This is a genomic window from Streptomyces sp. NPDC039423 (assembly GCF_055598725.1).
Genome location: NZ_JBVKAH010000013.1, coordinates 67,017 through 84,724 on the forward strand (window position 1 = coordinate 67,017; position 17,708 = coordinate 84,724).

Annotated in this window: 18 protein-coding genes; 1 reads left to right on the forward strand and 17 read right to left on the reverse strand. The window is 72.1% G+C overall.

From position 1 onward, the window contains the following. Positions 1-189: 189 nt before the first annotated feature. From ACZ7LK_RS30145 to ACZ7LK_RS30200, 12 genes are all read right to left on the reverse strand, one after another. Positions 190-498, reverse strand: a complete 309-nt coding sequence (locus tag ACZ7LK_RS30145; protein ID WP_005311352.1) for a DUF2469 domain-containing protein — start codon at positions 496-498, stop codon at positions 190-192. 55 nt (positions 499-553) lie between these two features. Further along, the gene (locus ACZ7LK_RS30150; protein ID WP_392277059.1) at positions 554-1,069 is read right to left on the reverse strand and encodes an NUDIX hydrolase; all 516 of its coding nucleotides are present in this window, start codon (positions 1,067-1,069) and stop codon (positions 554-556) included. Further along, positions 1,062-1,808, reverse strand: coding sequence for a signal peptidase I (gene lepB / locus ACZ7LK_RS30155; protein ID WP_392277058.1), 747 nt, complete (start codon positions 1,806-1,808; stop codon positions 1,062-1,064). The genes ACZ7LK_RS30150 and lepB (ACZ7LK_RS30155) overlap by 8 nt, the downstream gene beginning before the upstream one ends. A 178-nt stretch (positions 1,809-1,986) precedes the next feature. Beyond that, a complete protein-coding gene (gene lepB / locus ACZ7LK_RS30160) occupies positions 1,987-2,895 on the reverse strand; it encodes a signal peptidase I (RefSeq protein ID WP_392277112.1) in 909 nt (302 codons plus the stop codon). Continuing rightward, a complete protein-coding gene (gene lepB / locus ACZ7LK_RS30165; RefSeq protein WP_469464493.1) occupies positions 2,780-3,871 on the reverse strand; it encodes a signal peptidase I in 1,092 nt (363 codons plus the stop codon). The genes lepB (ACZ7LK_RS30160) and lepB (ACZ7LK_RS30165) overlap by 116 nt, the downstream gene beginning before the upstream one ends. Then, on the reverse strand, positions 3,864-4,601 hold the full coding sequence (gene lepB / locus ACZ7LK_RS30170) for a signal peptidase I (RefSeq protein ID WP_392277056.1): 738 nt from the start codon (positions 4,599-4,601) through the stop codon (positions 3,864-3,866). Before lepB (ACZ7LK_RS30170) ends, lepB (ACZ7LK_RS30165) begins: the two co-directional genes overlap by 8 nt. A gap of 70 nt (positions 4,602-4,671) precedes the next feature. Then, positions 4,672-5,022 carry a 50S ribosomal protein L19 gene (gene rplS / locus ACZ7LK_RS30175; protein ID WP_064070301.1) on the reverse strand — a complete coding sequence of 117 codons (351 nt, stop codon included), beginning with the start codon at positions 5,020-5,022 and terminating at the stop codon, positions 4,672-4,674. A 129-nt stretch (positions 5,023-5,151) separates the two neighbouring features. Beyond that, a complete protein-coding gene (gene trmD, locus ACZ7LK_RS30180) occupies positions 5,152-5,973 on the reverse strand; it encodes a tRNA (guanosine(37)-N1)-methyltransferase TrmD (RefSeq protein ID WP_471144456.1) in 822 nt (273 codons plus the stop codon). After that, a complete protein-coding gene (rimM, locus tag ACZ7LK_RS30185; protein WP_392277054.1) occupies positions 5,973-6,524 on the reverse strand; it encodes a ribosome maturation factor RimM in 552 nt (183 codons plus the stop codon). Before rimM ends, trmD begins: the two co-directional genes overlap by 1 nt. A gap of 92 nt (positions 6,525-6,616) precedes the next feature. Then, on the reverse strand, positions 6,617-6,856 hold the full coding sequence (locus tag ACZ7LK_RS30190; RefSeq protein WP_018850017.1) for an RNA-binding protein: 240 nt from the start codon (positions 6,854-6,856) through the stop codon (positions 6,617-6,619). 2 nt (positions 6,857-6,858) lie between these two features. Next, the gene (rpsP, locus tag ACZ7LK_RS30195; protein ID WP_359855716.1) at positions 6,859-7,302 is read right to left on the reverse strand and encodes a 30S ribosomal protein S16; all 444 of its coding nucleotides are present in this window, start codon (positions 7,300-7,302) and stop codon (positions 6,859-6,861) included. A 155-nt stretch (positions 7,303-7,457) separates the two neighbouring features. Further along, on the reverse strand, positions 7,458-8,051 hold the full coding sequence (locus ACZ7LK_RS30200; RefSeq protein WP_471144459.1) for a hypothetical protein: 594 nt from the start codon (positions 8,049-8,051) through the stop codon (positions 7,458-7,460). Positions 8,052-8,628: 577 nt separating this feature from the next. Between ACZ7LK_RS30200 and ACZ7LK_RS30205 the strand changes: the two genes are divergently transcribed. Further along, positions 8,629-9,489 (forward strand): methyltransferase domain-containing protein, encoded by an 861-nt coding sequence (locus ACZ7LK_RS30205; protein ID WP_392277051.1) that lies wholly within the window; start codon positions 8,629-8,631, stop codon positions 9,487-9,489. 75 nt (positions 9,490-9,564) lie between these two features. On the opposite strand, the gene ftsH is transcribed toward ACZ7LK_RS30205, so the two are convergent. The 5 genes from ftsH to ACZ7LK_RS30230 form a co-directional block, all read right to left on the reverse strand. Continuing rightward, entirely contained in the window at positions 9,565-11,448 is a 1,884-nt protein-coding gene (ftsH, locus tag ACZ7LK_RS30210) for an ATP-dependent zinc metalloprotease FtsH (RefSeq protein WP_392277050.1), read from the reverse strand. Between the two features lie 305 nt (positions 11,449-11,753). Beyond that, on the reverse strand, positions 11,754-13,304 hold the full coding sequence (gene ffh / locus ACZ7LK_RS30215; protein ID WP_469464496.1) for a signal recognition particle protein: 1,551 nt from the start codon (positions 13,302-13,304) through the stop codon (positions 11,754-11,756). 144 nt (positions 13,305-13,448) lie between these two features. Continuing rightward, positions 13,449-15,878: a [protein-PII] uridylyltransferase gene (locus ACZ7LK_RS30220; protein WP_392277048.1), complete on the reverse strand. Its 2,430-nt coding sequence runs from the start codon at positions 15,876-15,878 to the stop codon at positions 13,449-13,451. Positions 15,879-15,890: 12 nt separating this feature from the next. Further along, a complete protein-coding gene (locus tag ACZ7LK_RS30225) occupies positions 15,891-16,229 on the reverse strand; it encodes a P-II family nitrogen regulator (RefSeq protein WP_037689863.1) in 339 nt (112 codons plus the stop codon). Further along, on the reverse strand, positions 16,226-17,587 hold the full coding sequence (locus ACZ7LK_RS30230) for an ammonium transporter (RefSeq protein WP_392277047.1): 1,362 nt from the start codon (positions 17,585-17,587) through the stop codon (positions 16,226-16,228). The genes ACZ7LK_RS30225 and ACZ7LK_RS30230 overlap by 4 nt, the downstream gene beginning before the upstream one ends. Positions 17,588-17,708 lie beyond the last annotated feature (121 nt).

Below are 17,708 nucleotides of genomic sequence, written 5' to 3' on the forward strand. Positions count from 1 at the left end.
ATAACCGGCGCACCCCGGCGCACCACGGTGAACGGCCGGTGCGCAGAGGGCCCCGGCGGGCGGTACGGCTCCGGTGCGGCTCCGGGCGGTTCAGGGGGTGTCTTGCCGATCTTGCCGGGCTCACGCCCGGCACCGCGCCTCGCCGCGTTGTCGTCGGTCGCCGATCCGGCCCGATCGGCAAGACACCCGCTAGCTGCCGGGCAGCTCCAGGTCGCTCTTGTTGAGCTCCTCGATGTTCACGTCCTTGAAGGTCAGCACGCGCACCTGCTTCACGAAGCGGGCCGGCCGGTACATGTCCCAGACCCAGGCGTCGGCCATGGACACCTCGAAGAACACCTCGCCCTGCACCGAGTGCACCTGCATCTCGTAGTCGTTGGTGAGGTAGAAGCGCCGCTCGGTCTCGATCACGTATTTGAACAGACCGACGACATCGCGGTACTCCCGGTAGAGCTTCAGCTCCATCTCGGTCTCGTACTTCTCGAGGTCCTCGGCGCTCATGGCATGTTCCCCTTCAGCCGTGCGTGCCCCCATTGTGCGCCAGTGCCCCGGGCCCCTAAACGATGTCGGGGGCCAGGACCACCGGTGTGGCAGGGGGTCCCTCGGCGAGCAGCGTGCGCAGCAGCCCGGCGAGTCGTGTCGGGTACACCGTCTCACGGGCCGCCGACAGTTCGGCGGAGGTCCACCACCTCAGCCCCGCGACGCTCCGGGACTCCAGCTCCGTCAGGGCGCCGAGGACCACCGCCGTCCGGGTCGTACGGGCCAGGTAGTACCACTCGTCCTGGTGCCAGCGCCGTCCGGCGAAGGGGAAGGCGCATTCCCGCTTCCACAGCACCGGACCCAGTTCCACGTCCGTGAGGCCGGTCTCCTCGGCGAGCTCCCGCAGCGCGGCCTCCTCGCGCGTCTCGTCGCCCTCGACCCCACCGCCCGGGGTGAACCACCAGGTGACGGACGGATCGTCCGGTTCGTGGCCGTGCAGCAGCAGGATCCGGTCCTCGGGGTCCAGCAGCACCACACGGGCCACCCGGCGCAGCGGCGTCTCCTCGGGCCCGGGCACGGTCCCCTCAGACACGGACGGCGGTCTTCCGGCCCGCGCGCTTCCGTGACCGCGCCAGCCCGCCGGCGACCGGCCCGTACGCCGCGCCCCCCAGGATCAGTACCGCCCCGGCCACCACCGATCCGGCCGCGAGCTTCACCGGGCCGGGCCGGGACACGCCACCGGGGAGGGCCGCGAAGCCCTCCGGCCGCTCCACCATGGCGGCGGGCGGCCAGGCCACGGCGTCCACCCGTGCGGTCACGGCGCTGCGGGGCACCGAGCCGTGTCCGGGGTCCTGGAGGTGGACGCGGGAGTCCTGGGAGGTCCCGCGCTCGTCGCCGAGCAGGAAGAGCTGGCCCTTGGGGACCCTGGCCGTGAAGGTGGTCATGGAGGCGGGCCCCTGGGCGCGCAGATACGGTTCCTCGACGGCCTTGCCGTTGATCGTGAGCCGGCCGCCGCTGCCGCAGCAGGCCACCTCGTCACCGCCGACGCCGACGACCCGTTTGACCATCGGCAGGTCGCCCCAGGCCGCGTCCTCGAACACCACGACGTCACCGCGGCGCACCTCGGAGCCGTCTATCCGCTGCGCGAGCACCCGGTCCCCGGCGTCGACGGTCGGGGACATCGACTCGGTCGGCACGGTGTACGGCTGGTACTCGACCGCGCCCCAGACGAAACCGCCGAGGAAGAGCACACAGCCGACGGCCACGGCCAGTCCCGACAGCGCGCTGCCGAGACGGCCGCGGCCGTCGTCCGTCGTCACGTTCTTGCCCATCCCAGCGCCCTCCGCCTCGGAGATCGACGATCTGGGACGGCACCCTACCCGCGCACCCCTACTCGGCGGTATGCCCGCCGGAGCCCGGACCGCCGTGGCCGGGACCCGGCCGGAGCCCGGACCGCCGGAGCCCCCGGACCGCCGGAGCCCGGACCGCCGCCCCGCGCGTCGCGGAGGGTCAGCCGTCCCGCCGCTTGCGCCGCCACAGGACGACGGGCAGCGCCACAGCGAGGCCCAGCGCGCCGGGGCCCGCCGTGCGGGCGACGTCCGTCGCCACGGCGGCCGCGTTCAAGCCCGGCTGGTCGAAGGTGTCCGGCACCGGCAGGGTGGACCAGCGGGTGACCGGCCAGGCCACCACGATCGCGCGTCCGACGACCTGGTCGTTGGCGACCGTGCCGCTGCCGGGCAGCTCCTGGTGGTAGCGGGAGTCCAGCGAGTTCTGCCGGTTGTCGCCCATCACCCAGATGCGGCCCTCGGGCACCTTGATCGGCCCGAACGGCTCGTCGTCGCACGGCGTGGAGCCGGGAGCGATGTAGGAGGTCTCGTTCAGCGGCTTGCCGTTGACGACGACCTTGCCGCCCTTCTTGCAGCTCACCGTGTCCCCGCCGACCGCGATGACCCGCTTGATCAGGTCCTTCTCCTCGGCGGACGGCATGAGGCCGATGAAGCTCAGGAACTTCTGCACCGGGTTGGGGTCGGGCGCGGGCTCGTCCAGCCAGCCGCCCGGGTCGTGGAAGACGACGACCTCGCCGCGCTCCGGCTCCGAGCCGAACCAGGGGGTCAGCTTGTCCACCAGCACCCGGTCGCCGCGCTGGAGGGTGTTCATCATCGAGTCCGAGGGAATCGAGAACGCCTGCACCAGGAACGTCTTGATCAGCAGCGCCAGCAGCAGCGCGATGCCGACCAGCAGCGGCAGTTCCTTCCAGAAGGAGCGCGGCCTGCGCGGCTCCTGGGGACCGGCGTCGTCGCCGTCACCCGGACCGGTCGTGGACGGGGGCTCCTCGACGGGACCGGAAGAGGAAGGCTCGCCGAACCGCTCCGGCCTGTCCTCGGGCCCTTCGTGTCCGGATCGCGCGCCGACCGCCAAATCCCCCACATCCACTCCTCACTCCGTGCAACCGCCTGCGCCACAGCAGGGGCAGGCCCACCACTCCCATAACGAGCGGGAGTTCCGCAGGGGTCGGGAGCCCGGTCAATCCGTTCACATTCCGAGAGGACACACTATGCGACGCGCCGAGTGCCGTCGCCGTCCCCGCCCGTGAGTCCGGGACGGACGCGAACGTGTCCTGTTCCTCGAGTCTGCGCCAGTGGGCGAACGGCCAGGCGATGACGACCGCCCGTCCGACGACCTCCTCCTCCGAGACCGTCCCCTGGTACGCCTCGTTGAGGTGGAACCGCGAGTCCGCAGAGTTCGACCGGTGGTCCCCCATCACGAAGATCCGCCCGGCCGGCACCTTCACCTCGAACGGGATCGTGGAGGGCACGTCCCCGGGGTTCAGGTACGGCTCGGTGAGCGGTACGCCGTTGACGGTGAGCCGCCGGTCGGCGTCGCAGCACTTGACGGTGTCCCCGCCGATCGCGACGACCCGCTTGATCAGGTCCTGCTCGTCCTCGGAGGGCAGCAGGCCGATGAACGTCAGCGCCTGCTTGACCTGCGCGACGACCACCGGGTCGTCCTTCTTGGGCGTCTGCTCCTGCCGGAGCCAGCCGCCGGGGTCCTTGAACACGACGACGTCCCCGCGCTGCGGCGTCGAGCCGAACCAGGGGGTGAGCTTGTCGACCAGGACGCGGTCGTCGATCCTGATCGTCTGCTCCATGGAGCCGGACGGGATGACGAAGGCCTGCACCAGGAAGGTCTTCAGGACGAGCGCGATCATCAGGGCCACGGTGATCAGGAGCGGTATTTCCTTGACCGCCGACCGGCGCCGGCGCCGCTTGACCTTGCGGGCCAGTTTGCGCCGTTCCGCGCGCCCGGGCAGCGGCCGGGTGCCGTTGGTGGGCCGAGAGCCGGTGGGCAGCCGGGTGTCCGCCCGGTGGCTGCCCTGCTTGCCGCGGTTACCCATGGCCTACGCCCGCCGCCGGCCCGGGTACGTCCTGGAAGGCGCCCGACCGCGCGAGGCCCGACCAGCGTCCGAACGGCCAGCCGATCCAGTCCGCCCGCCCGATCACCCGCTCCACGGGGACCATGCCGCCGCCCGGGGAGCCGAGGTGGTCCCGGGAGTCACGCGAGTGGCTGCGGTGGTCCCCCATGACCCACAGGGTGCCCGGGGGCACCACGATGTCGAAGGGCACCGCCGAGGGCGGGCCGTCGGGGTGCAGGTAGTCCTCGTCCACGGGTACGCCGTTCACCTGGAGCCTTCCCCCCTCGTCGCAGCACTTCACGCGGTCGCCCCCCACCCCCACGACGCGCTTCACGAAGTCGGTGTCGGCGGGCTCGGCGAGGCCGAGTGCCGCGGCGGCCCCGTGCAGCAGAGCGGCGACGGGATTGCGCTCCGGCACCTCCTGGACGAAGGACCCGGTGCCGTCGAAGACGATCACGTCCCCCCGTACCGGCTCGGAACCGAAACGGTACGCCAACTTGTTCACCAGCACCCGGTCCCCGATCCGGAGCGTGGGCTCCATGGACCCGCTGGGGATCTGGAAGGGCTGCACCACGAAGTGGCTGAACAGCAGCAGGAAGACGGCGCAGGCGAGGCCGGTCAGCCCCGCACGCCGCCGGAAAAGCACGGAGCGCGACCGCTCCTCCGGATCGGAGGAACGGTCGCGCTCTGTGTGCTGTGCTTCGGTGTCCATCGGAGCCAGATGGTATCCGGCCCTCCTGTGCTCAGTCCGGAGCCGAGGCGCGACGGGGGTGAGCCGGAGCTCAGTTGTCGCGCTTCTCCTTGATCTTCGCGGCCTTGCCGCGCAGCTCACGGAGGTAGTAGAGCTTGGCGCGACGGACGTCACCGCGGGTCACGAGCTCGATCTTCTCGAAGATCGGGCTGTGCACCGGGAAGGTGCGCTCGACGCCGACGGAGAAGGAGACCTTGCGGACGGTGAACGTCTCGCTGACGCCCGCGCCCTGGCGGCGGATGACGACACCCTTGAACTGCTGGATACGCGAGCGGTTGCCCTCGATGACGCGAACGTGGACGTTCACGGTGTCGCCGGGACGGAACGCCGGGACGTCGGTCCGCAGGGACGCGGAGTTGACGGCGTCGAGCACGTGAGCCATGTGTGTCTGCTTCCTCGCTGATGCCACAGGTCATCAACGGAATTCGTAACGAGAATGGGGTGCTGATCGCGTCGGACGGGCGTCGTGTCCCCCTGTGGCAGGGGCGCACGCCGGACGTACAGCAGCGGCCTATTCTTCCACGGCCGGGGGCCTGCGCCAAAATCGGCCGTCCGGCTCCGGGGCCCAGCCCAGCATCGAGAGGGTTTCGCGGTCCTTCTTGTCGAAGGCCGAGGCGTCGCAGCGCTCGATCAGGTCGGGCCTGCTGCGGGCGGTGCGCCGCAGTGCCTCGTCCCTCCGCCAGCGGGCGATCTTCCCGTGGTGACCGCTGAGCAGCACGTCGGGGATGCCGCGCCCGCGCCACTCGGGCGGCTTGGTATAGACGGGGCCCTCCAGCAGGTTCGCCATCGCGCCGGGCGCGAAGGAGTCGTCGCGGTGGGACTCGGCGTTGCCGAGGACGCCGGGCAGCAGGCGCGCCACGGCCTCGGTGACCACCAGGACGGCGGCCTCCCCGCCGGCGAGCACGTAGTCGCCGATGGACACCTCGTGGACGGGCATCCGGGTGGCGTACTCGTCCATGACGCGGCGGTCGATGCCCTCGTACCGGGCCGGGGTGAAGACCAGCCAGGGGCACCGGGACAGCTCCACGGCGACCTCCTGGGTGAAGGGCCGCCCGCTGGGGGTGGGGACGACCAGCACCGGTCCGTGCGCGCCGGCCTCGTAGCCGGAGGCGAGGACGTCGTCCAGGGCGTCGCCCCAGGGGTCGGTCTTCATGACCATGCCCGGGCCGCCGCCGTACGGGGTGTCGTCGACCGTGTTGTGCCGGTCGTAGGTCCACTCGCGGAGGTCGTGCACATGGACGTCGAGCCGGCCGCGCGCGCGTGCCTTGCCGACGAGGGAGACGTTCAGCGGTTCCAGGTACTCGGGGAAGATGGTGACGACGTCGAGCCGCATCAGCCCTCGTCCTCCGCGTCCCTGGTCGAGGCGATCTCGGCGCGGTCGTCGATGAGGCCCGGCGGCGGGGTGATGACGGCCTTCTGCGCGTCCAGGTCGATCTCGGCGACGATCTCCTCGACGAAGGGGATCATGACCTCGCTGCCGTCGGGCCGTTCCACCACGAAGAGGTCCTGCGAGGGCAGGTGCGAGATCTCGGTGATCCGGCCGACCTCGGTGCCGTCGGCGAGGACGACGTCCAGATCCATCAACTGGTGGTCGTAGTACTCGTCGGGCTCCTCCGGACGCTCGTCCGGGTCGACGTCGGCGATGAGCAGGGTGTTGCGCAGCGCCTCGGCGGCGTTGCGGTCCCGTACGCCCTCGAAGCGCAGCAGCAGCCGGCCGCTGTGGACCCGGCCGGTCTCGATGGTCAGCGGCCCGGCGGAGGCGGGGTCCGTGGCCAGCACGGCACCGGGCCCGAGCCGCAGCTCGGGCTCGTCGGTACGCACCTCGACGGTGACCTCGCCCTTGATGCCGTGCGCGCGGCCGATCCGTGCGACTACCAGCTGCACGTCTTCATCTCTCCTGTCCTACGACGACGGGCCGGGGTGGGCCGTAGCCCTCCCCGGCCCGGGCCGGATTCACGGTAAAACTGCCGACTTGCTCAGTGGACCTGGTCCACGTCGACGAGGTCGACGCGGATGCCACGGCCGCCGATGGCGCCCACGACGGTGCGAAGGGCGCGGGCGGTGCGGCCGTTGCGGCCGATCACCTTGCCGAGGTCGTCCGGGTGGACCCGGACCTCCAGCACGCGCCCCCTGCGCAGGTTGCGCGAGGCGACCTGCACGTCGTCGGGGTTGTCGACGATGCCCTTCACGAGGTGCTCGAGAGCCTCCTCGAGCATGCTCAGGCCTCGGTCGACTCGGTGGACGCGGCCTCGGCCTCGTCCGCCTTCTTGTCGGCCTTCTTCGCCTTCGGGGTGATGGCCTCACCCTTGGCGTCGTCGCCCTCGAGCGCCTTGGCGAAGGCGTCGAAGGAGGCGCGCTTGTCTTCCTTGGCCGCCGGGGCGAGCAGCGGCTTCTCCGGGGCCGGGAGGCCCTTCACCTTCTGCCAGTCGCCGGTGAGCTTCAGGATCGCGAGGACCGGCTCGGTCGGCTGGGCGCCGACGGACAGCCAGTACTGCGCACGCTCCGAGTCGACCTCGATGCGCGACGGGTTCTGCACCGGGTGGTACAGGCCGATCTCCTCGATGGCCCGGCCGTCACGGCGGGTACGGGAGTCGGCGACGACGATGCGGTAGTGAGGCGAACGGATCTTGCCCAGACGCTTCAGCTTGATCTTGACTGCCACGGGTGTGGTGTCTCCTGGTCTTGACGTGGTTGGGCACAACGAGATGCCGCGTGGGGTTGCGGTACTCGAGTGCCCGATGGACGCGTCAGCCGGAGGAGAGAGGGGTCCTGTTCGACTGTCGAGTACAGCTAGCCATTGTGCCACACCACGCCGGGTCAGCCTGCCGCGCCCACGACTTCCGGGATGCGGAAGGGCTTCCCGCAGCCGCCGCACACGATGGGCGCCTGCGCGAGGACCGAGGGCACGACCCGTACATTGCGGCCGCAGTCGCACACGGCCTTGACCCGTACGCCGCCGCCGGAGGAGCCGTGCCGGGCGGCCGGCCCGCGGAAGGAGCGCTTGGTGTCGGCCGCCGTGGCGACCGTGTGGGCCTTGAGGGCGCGCTGGAGCCGCTCGATGGTCGGGCGGTACCTGCGCTTTGCCTCGGGGCTGAGCGTGACCAGCGAGAAGCCGCTGCTGGGGTGCGGCTCCTCGGAGTGGTCCAGGCCCATCTCCTCGGCGATCGCCAGGAATCTGCGGTTGTGGTAGCGGCCGGCGCGCGAGGTGTCCCGGACGCCTCGCGCGGCGGCGATGCCGTGGACTGCCTCGTGGAGCAGTCGCTCGAAGGAGAGCTCGGCGCCACACGCGGACGACGACTCTCCGATCAGGGATTCGGGCGCGGCGAGATCGGGCAGTTCGGGGTGGTGCCGCTGAATGTCGGCCCACGCCTGTGCCAGCTCTGCGGCGAGAACAGGTGGTGTCGTGCTCACGTCGTGAACAACGAGCCGGAGGGCCCGCGGGTTCCATTCCGGGGCATCCCAAATAATTTGCACGTACCCGTCAGTTGCCGTTGATGCGTCCGGACGAGGGCCAGTGCGCTGATCTGCGGAGAAGCCGCGCAGGTCCCAACAAGGTGGTACGTAGCGGCGTGTACGCCCCGGCGTGCGAACAGGCCGTGCGCGCCGGTCGCCGACCGGGGCGGGGGGCGCTCGGAACGAGAGGCCCGCCAGTGTCCAGGGCGACAGTACCGGGACCGTCCGCGCCGGGCTGCACCGCCCCCGCGCCGGACCCGACACTCGGGATGTCGCCGCAGGTCAGCGGGGGTGGTCGGGCCGGGGACGCGGTTCTGGCATGGCGGGAATCACCGACCGCCTCCACTATGGGAGATGGCTCGCGCCGCACTCGGGGGCGCACGACCGGGGCACGCAAGCATTGCGCCCCCACCCCTGGACTTGGGGGCGGATGCGGAGTTCCCTGGCTACGGGGAGTGCGAGCGCATGCACACGGGGGCTGTCAATCAGGGCACAGACGCACAGAAGGACCTCTCGGCGGATTGGGGCGCTTTCGATGACACCTATGCTCGTCCAGCACCACCCCCACCCGGCCTCGGCCCCTCCGGCTTCGGACGCGCCCGGCCGTGCCCGCGACTGGGCGGAGATCCAGGAACGGATGCTGGTTCCGCTCTACGAAGCGGTGTACGAGCATCTGGAGGTCGGTACCGGCACGCGGCTGCTCGGTCTCGGATGCGGTTCCGGCCTGGCCCTGCTGATGGCCGCGGCGCGCGGCGCGCAGGTCACGGGCGTCGACTCGGACCACGCACGCGTGGACCTGGCACGTGAGCGGCTGCTCCCCGAGGGGAGCGCGCGGGGCTCGTCCCGGCTCGGCGGGACGCGGCTCCTGTACGGCGGGCCCTCGGACGCCGCGGACCCGGCCCGTCCGGCGTACAACCTCATCACCGCCTTCCAGCCGATCGGCTGCGCCGAGGGTGATTCCGACGGGCTGGCACCCGCGCTCGCGGAGGCCGTGCCGCTGGCGGAGCGGGGCAGCGCGGTGGTGCTGGCGGGCTGGGGCCCGCCGGAGCGGTGCGCCACGTCGGCGGTGCTCCGGGTGGCGAGCCGGCTGACCGAACGGCTGCGCACGGGCGCGACCTGGCGCCCGGCCCTCCGGGACGACCTGGAGGAGGTGGCCGCGCGGGCGGGCCTGCGGCCGGACGGCTCGGGACGGGTGGCGTGCCCCTTCGGGTACGCGGACCTGGACAGCGCCGTGCGCGGGTTGTTCTCGACCGGCCTGTTCGACCCGGCGGTGGCCGCCTCGGACCAGGCGACGGTGGAGAAGGAGGTCACCGAGGCCCTCCACCCGCACGTGCGCCACGACGGCACCGTGTGGATGCCCAACGTGTTCCGCTACCTGGTCGCCCGGACACGCTGACGTCCGGACGGGCGGCGGCGCCGGCGGGCGGCCGGGCGTGGTGTCCGGGCAGGTGACGTCCGGGCGGGCCGGGGATCATTCCTTGGCGAGCCGGGAGATGCCCGCCGCCCGGTAGGCCGCCTCCTCCTCCAGCGTCTCGTTCTCCAGGAGCGCCGCCGCCAGCGCGTCCAGCCGGGGGCGGTGCTCCTCCAGTTGCCGGCAGGCGCTCTCGTAGCACTCGTCCACGATGCGGCGCATCTCGTGGGCGACCTGGTCCAGCGTCGCGGGCGCCGCCGACAGTCCGTACGCCTGCTGCGCGTCGCCGGGGATGGCGCTGAGCCGGCCGACCCGCTCGCTCATGCCCCAGCGGCCCGCCATGCCGCGCGCGATGTTGGAGACCTGCTCCAGGTCGCTCTCCGAGCCGGTGGTGACGACGCCGAAGACGATGTGCTCGGCCGCCATGCCGCCGAGCGCCCCGATGATCCGGCCGCGCAGGTACTCCTCCGTGTAGGCGTACTTGTCGGCGTCCGGGGTCGAAAGGGTCACGCCGAGGGCCCGCCCGCGCGGCACGATGGTCACCTTGCGGACCGGGTCGGCGCCGGGCTGGAGCATGCCGAGCAGCGCGTGGCCGCTCTCGTGGTACGCGGTGCGGCGGCGTTCCTCCAGGGGCATGACCAGGGAGCGTTCGGCGCCGAGCTGGATCTTCTCCAAGGCGTGCGAGAAGTCCGGAGCGGTGACCTCGTGCTGCCGGCGCTTGACCGCGAGGAGCGCGGCCTCGTTGGCGAGGTTGGCCAGCTCGGCGCCGGTCATGCCCGGGGTGGTGCGCGCCACCTGGGCGAGGTCCACGTCGCCGGAGAGCGGAATGTCCCGGGTGTGGATACGGAGGATGGCCTCGCGGCCGCCCCGGTCGGGCGGGCTGACGTGCACGATCCGGTCGAAGCGGCCGGGCCGGGTCAGCGCCGGGTCCAGGACGTCGGCGCGGTTGGTGGCCGCGATGACGATGACGCCCTCGGAGCCGGAGAAGCCGTCCATCTCGGTGAGGATCTGGTTCAGCGTCTGTTCCCGCTCGTCGTGCCCGCCCATGGCGGCGCCGCCGCCCCGGGCGCGGCCGATGGTGTCGATCTCGTCGATGAAGACGATCGCGGGGGCGACCTTGCGGGCCTCGTTGAACAGCTCGCGCACCCGGGAGGCGCCGACGCCGACGATCATCTCGATGAACTCGGAGGCGGAGGCCGAGAAGAACGGCACGCCCGCCTCCCCCGCCACCGCTCGCGCCAGCAGCGTCTTGCCGGTGCCGGGCGGGCCGGCCAGCAGCACACCGCGCGGCATCTTGGCGCCCATCCGGCGGTACGCCTGCGGGTTGCGGAGGAAGTCGACGACGTCGTTGAGTTCCTCGGCCACCTCGTCGATCCCCGCGACGTCGGCGAAGGTGGTGCGCTGCCCCACTTCCAGCTCGACCGGCTTGGGCGGGGCCTTGCGGCCGAGCATGCCGCCGGCCCCGAGCCCGGTGCCCCGCATCCGCCGGGCGACGAGCAGCCACAGCACGACCAGCAGCAGGATGGGGGCGAGCGAGTACAGCAGGTTGGCCAGGACGCTCGGCTTGGAGACGACCGGCTTGGCCGTGACGGTGACCTTCCGCTTCGTCAGCTGGGCCCAGAGGTCGTCGTCGGCGAACGCGGGCCGCTGGGTGGTGAAGCGCTCCTTGTTCTTGAGCTCGCCCTCGATGGCGTCGCCCTTGGAGTAGATCTTGGTGACGTTCCCGTCCGCCACCTGCCGGCTGAACTCGGTGTAGGAGAGGCTCCGCTCGTCCCCCTCACCGAAGACGGACAGGGCCAGATTGGTCAGGCCGAAGACGGCCAGGGCCGCGAGGAGCAGCCAGACCCAGTTGGGGGTCTTGCGGCGCGTCGGGGACGGCGGCGGTGCTCCTTCGGAGCGCCAGGGCTGGTCGGTGCGATCGCGCGGGGGTACGGAATTGGCCACGGAGCCATGATGCGAGCTACCGGCGCGAGCGGCATGGCGGACACATCGCCCGGCCCTCACCGGTGCCCGGCAGTGCGCCGGACGGACCAACGGGAGCCGGGTCGGCGAGGAGACCGGGCGGCCAAAGCCCCCGGACGGACGGGGAAGACCGACGGCCGGAGTCCCCGGACGGACGGGGAAGACCGTACGGCCAAAGCCCCCGGACGGACCGGGAAGGCCGGACGGACCGGGCCCGGAACGGACCGGGCCCCCGGAACGGACGAAGGGCGCCCACCCCCCGGGTGGACGCCCTTCATGACCGCTGGTCAGCCCATGAACTTCTTGAACTCGTCGGGGAGCTCGAAGTCCTGGCCGGGCTGCCCGGCCGGAAGGCCGAACGCCCCGCCCTGCTGGGCCTGCTCGCGGCGGGCGGCCTCGGCCTGCTCCTCGGCCTTCCGCTTCATCGGGTTGCCGCTCTTGCGCTTGCCCTTGGCCTGCTTCTGCTGCTTCTTCTGCCGGCCCGGCCCGCCGCCCATGCCCGGGATGCCCGGCATGCCGGGCATGCCGCCGCCCTGGGCCATGCGCGACATCATCTTGCGAGCGTCGAAGAACCGCTCGACCAGCGACTTGACCGCGCTGACCTCGACGCCGGAACCGCGGGCGATGCGCGCCCGGCGGGAGCCGTTGATGATCGTGGGGTCCTGGCGCTCGGCGGGCGTCATCGACTTGATGATCGCGGCCGTACGGTCCACGTCACGCTCGTCGATGTTGTTGATCTGCTCCTTCATCTGGGCCATGCCGGGGAGCATGCCGAGCAGCTTGGAGATGGAGCCCATCTTCCTGACCTGCTCCATCTGGGCCAGGAAGTCGTCGAGGGTGAAGTCCTTGCCCTTGCTGCTCGCCAGCTTGGAGGCCATCTTGGCGGCCTCTTCCTGGCTGAAGGTCTGCTCGGCCTTCTCGATGAGCGAGAGCACGTCGCCCATGCCGAGGATGCGGGACGCCATGCGGTCCGGGTGGAACGCGTCGAACTCGTCCAGCTTCTCGCCGTTGGAGGCGAACATGATCTGGCGGCCGGTGACGTGCGCGATGGAGAGCGCGGCACCACCGCGGGCGTCGCCGTCGAGCTTGGAGAGCACCACGCCGTCGAAGCCGACGCCGTCCCGGAAGGCCTCGGCCGTGTTGACCGCGTCCTGACCGATCATGGCGTCGACGACGAAGAGGACCTCGTCCGGGTTGACGGCGTCGCGGATGTCCGCGGCCTGCCGCATCAGCTCCTGGTCGATGCCGAGGCGGCCGGCGGTGTCGACGATGACGATGTCGTACTGCTTGGTGCGGGCGTACTCGACGGAGTCCTTGGCGACCTGCACCGGGTCCCCGACGCCGTTGCCCGGCTCCGGCGCGTAGACGCCGACCCCGGCGCGCTCGGCGACGACCGAGAGCTGGTTGACGGCGTTGGGGCGCTGGAGGTCACAGGCGACGAGCAGCGGCGAGTGGCCCTGGCCCTTGAGCCAGAGGCCGAGCTTGCCGGCGAGGGTGGTCTTACCGGCACCCTGGAGACCGGCGAGCATGATCACGGTCGGGGCGGTCTTGGCGAACCGCAGCCGGCGGGTCTCGCCGCCGAGGATGCCGACGAGCTCCTCGTTGACGATCTTGATGACCTGCTGGGCGGGGTTCAGCGCCTGGGAGACCTCGGCCCCGAGCGCCCGCTCCTTGACCTGCTTGATGAAGGACCGCACGACGGGCAGCGCCACGTCGGCTTCCAGCAGTGCGATACGGATCTCGCGGGCGGTGGCGTCGATGTCCGCCTCGGACAGGCGCCCCTTGCCCCGGAGGTTCTTGAATGTCGCTGCAAGGCGGTCGGAGAGGGTATCGAACACGGTGGTCGCGGATCCTCGGGTGTCGGTGGCGGGTCCCCCCGGTTCGAGCGGAGCCGAGAACTGGGGGAAAGGCGGATGGTCGTCCCCCAGGGTATCCGCCCCGCGCGGCTGAGCATCAGCCCCGCCCGGAAGCGGACCCCCGGGCTACCGGTCGCGCAGGTCGGCCTCCAGGCCGCGGGCCACCTCGGAGGCCTCCGCGGCGGGGAGCGGGGCGCCGGCCGCGTCCGTGACGTAGAACGCGTCGACCGCGTTGGCGCCCAGGGTCGAGACGTGGGCGCTGCGCACGCGCACGGCGGCCGTCTCCAGGGCGTGGCCGATGCGGTACAGCAGGCCGGGGGCGTCGTGGGCGCGGACCTCGATGACCGTGGCCAGCGTGGAGCCGGCCGCCGCGACGGTGACCCGCGGCGGCGGGGCGGCGACCCCGCGGCGGCGCGGGTAGGCCGCCTCGCGCTCGGCCAGCCGGGCGGTGACGTCCAGGGAGCCGTCGAGGACGCGCACGAGGTCGGCGCGCAGCCGGGTGGCCTGCGGGAGGGACCCGTACTCGGCGGCGACACGCCAGTTCAGGACCAGGACGGCGGCCGGGCCCAGCTCGGTGGGCAGGTCGATGGCGCGGAGGTCGGCGGAGCGGACGGTGAGGCGGTGCAGGGCGAGCACCCCGGCGACGGCGGGCAGGACGCCCGGCTGGTCGGGCAGGGCGATGAGGAGCTCGACGCCGACCGGTTCGGGCTCCGTGGTGTCGGACGGGTGCTCGGCGTGCAGGGTGAGCACGGGCTCCCCGGTGCGGAGGGCCTCGACGGCGAGACGTTCCTCCTCGGCGCCGGGTGCCGGGGGCTCCGGTGCGGGCGGGGTCTCGCCCGCGAGGACGCCCGCGACCCGTTTGACCAGGTCGGCGACGAGCGAGGCGCGCCAGGAGGACCAGGCGGCGGGGCCGGTGGCCAGGGCGTCGGCCTCGGTGAGGGCGTGCAGCAGCTCCAGGGTCGAGGGGGAGCCGACGGCGGCGGCGACGGACCGGATGGTCGCCGGGTCGTCCAGGTCGCGGCGGGTGGCGGTGTCCACGAGCAGGAGGTGGTGGCGTACGAGGGTGGCGAGCACGGCCGCGTCGGCGGCGTCGAAGCCGATCCGGCCGGCCACGTCCCGGGCGATGGTCTCGCCCGCCACCGAGTGGTCGCCGGGCCAGCCCTTGCCGATGTCGTGCAGGAGCGCGGCGACCAGGAGGAGGTCGGGGCGGCCGACGCGGCGGGTGAGCGCGGAGGCGCGTACGGCGGTCTCCACCAGGTGGCGGTCGACGGTCCAGGTGTGCACCGGGTTGCGCTGCGGGCGGCAGCGGACGCGCTCCCAGTCCGGGACGAGACGGCTGACCAGGCCCCCGGCCTCCAGCGCCTCCCAGACCGGGACGGTGGACTCGCCCGCGCCGAGGAGGGTGACGAGCTGCTCGCGGGCGTCGGCCGGCCAGGGCTCGGGCAGCGGCTTGGCGGTGGCGGCCAGTAGGCGTACGGCGTACGGCGACAGCGGCAGGGCGGACTGGGCGGCCGCGGCGGCGGCGCGCAGCGGGAGGACCGGGTCGCGTTCGGGCCGGGCGGTACGGGCGAGGACGACCTCGCCGTCCATCTCGACGACGCCCTCGGCGAGCGGGGTGCGCTCGATGGGCGGTTTGCCGCCCAGCATCTTCCGCAGCCGGGGGCGTACGGACCGGGCGCGCAGCACGCGGTTCACCTCGCGCCAGGTGACGTCACCGGCGTACGAGATGGTGCGGGCGGCCTCGTACACCTGGCGGAGCAGAACGTCGGCGTCCAGGACGCCGAGGGCGCCGGCCACCTGGTCCTGCTCCTGGAGGGCGAGGCGGTCGGTGGCCCGCCCGGTGACGAGGTGGAGCGCGTCGCGGGTGTCGAGCAGGGTGCGGCGCGCGTCGGCGAGCCCTTCGCGCGGGGCGTCGGCGAGCCAGGAGGCGGCGACCGCGCGGAGGGCGGTGGCGTCGCGCAGGCCGCCGCGGGCCTCCTTGAGGTCGGGTTCGAGGAGGAACTGGAGCTCGCCCTGGCGTTCGGCGCGCTCGCGGCACAGTGCGTCGAGTTCGGGCAGCCGCTTGGGGGCCTGGTTGCGCCAGTCGGCGAGGACGGTCGTACGCAATCCGGCGACCAGTCCGTGGTCGCCGGCGACGGCGCGGGCGTCGAGCAGGCCGAGCTGGACCCTGAGGTCCTCGGCGGCGGCCTTGCGCGCCTCGGCGGGGGTGCGGACGGAGTGGTCGAGGGCCAGGCCGAGGTCCCAGACCGGGTACCAGATGCGGTCGGCGAGGGCCGCGACGGTGGCGGGGTCGGCGCTGCCGTCGTGGAGGAGGAGCAGGTCGAGGTCGCTGCGGGGGGAGAGTTCGCCGCGGCCGTAGCCGCCGACGGCGACCAGGGCGGTGCCCCGGGGCGGGGCGGCGGCCGCGTGGAGGGCGCTCAGCCAGTCGTCGGTGAGCCGCGCGAGGGCGGCGCGGCGCGGCGGCCCGGACCGCGTCTCCTCCGTGAGGAGTCGCAGCCGGGCCGCCGCGTAGCCGCTGGGTCCCGAGTCGTCGCCGGTCACATCGGTACTCGTCACCCAAGGGCTCCTTTACAGTGCGTCGGGTCCGCGTTCGCCGGTGCGGACGCGTACGGCGGTCTCGACGGGGACGCTCCACACCTTCCCGTCACCGATCTTGCCGGTCCGGGCCGCCTTCACCACCACGTCGATGAGCTGTTCGGCGTCCTCGTCCTCGACCAGCACCTCGATGCGGATCTTGGGGACGAGGTCGACGGTGTACTCGGCGCCCCGGTAGACCTCGGTGTGGCCGCGCTGGCGTCCGTAGCCGCTGGCCTCGGTGACGGTCAGGCCCTGGATGCCGAAGGCCTGGAGGGCCTCCTTGATCTCGTCCAGCCGGTGCGGCTTGACGACCGCGGTGATGAGCTTCATGCGTCCACCTTCTTGTTCCGCTGCTGAGCTGCTGCCCCGGTCTCCGCCCCGGTCGGTACGGCCTTGCGCGATCCGGCGCCGCCGCCCGCTCCGCTGAAGTCGTACGCGGTCTCGGCGTGCTCGGCCTGGTCGATGCCCCGGACCTCGTCGTCCTCGCTGACGCGCATGCCCATCACCTTGTCGATGACGAAGGCGAGGAGCGCGGAGACGGCCAGGGAGTAGGCGAGGACCGCGAAGACCCCGGTGGCCTGCTTGCCGAGCTGCTCCAGGCCGCCGCCGTAGAAGAGGCCCTTGGCGTCGGACTGGACACCGCCGGTGGCGAAGAAGCCGACGAGCAGGGAGCCGACCACACCGCCGACCAGGTGGACGCCGATCACGTCGAGGGAGTCGTCGTAGCCGAACCGGTACTTCAGGCCGACGGCCATGGCGCAGAGCAGACCGGCGATCGCGCCGATGGCGATCGCGCCGAGCGGCGAGCAGGAGCCGCCGGCGGGGGTGATGGCGACGAGGCCGGCGACCGCGCCGGAGGCGGCACCCAGGGTGGTGAAGGCGCCGTGGCGGATCTTCTCGTACGCGAGCCAGGCCAGCATGGCGGCGGCGGTGGCCACCTGGGTGTTGACGAACATCACCGCACCGACGCCGTCGTCGTTGCCGAGCCAGGAGCCGGCGTTGAAGCCGAACCAGCCGAACCACAGCAGGCCGGCGCCGAGCATGACCAGCGGCAGGCTGTGCGGGCGCATCGGGTCCTTCTTGAAGCCGACGCGCTTGCCGATGACCAGGATGACGCCCAGCGCCGCGGCGCCGGCGTTGATGTGGACGGCGGTGCCGCCCGCGAAGTCGATGACGCCCATCTCGAAGAGCCAGCCGCCGGTGCCCCACACCCAGTGGGCGACGGGGAAGTAGACGACGGTGACCCACAGGGTGATGAACAGCGCCCAGGCGGTGAACTTCACGCGGTCGGCGAGGGCGCCGCTGATCAGCGCGGGGGTGATGATCGCGAACATGAGCTGGAAGACGGCGAAGACGTACACCGGGATGGTGTAGCCGTCCCACAGCTCGGTGATCCCGATGCCACTGAGCCCGACGTAGTCGGACGACCATCCGACGACGGAGCCCGAGTCGGTGCCGAAGGCGATGCTGAAGCCGTAGAGCACCCACAGGATCGTGACGATCCCGAGGCTGATGAAGCTCATCATCAGCATGTTGAGGGTGGATTTGACGCGGACCATGCCTCCGTAGAAGAAGGCGAGGGCCGGTGTCATCAGCATCACCAGGGCGGAGCAAATGAGCATGAACCCGGTGTTGGCGGCAGACAGCGTGGGTGTGTCTGCGGCAAGGGTCGTGATGCCTGGGGGCATCGGCGTCTCCTCGTCGTCGGTACGGCCTGTGCGGGGCGGAGCCGGGCTTGCGCGGCTATGAGGGGTGGCCGGTTATGAGCCAGAGATTCGCGCAGCGCGGTTTCCGTCGATGCCGCACGAT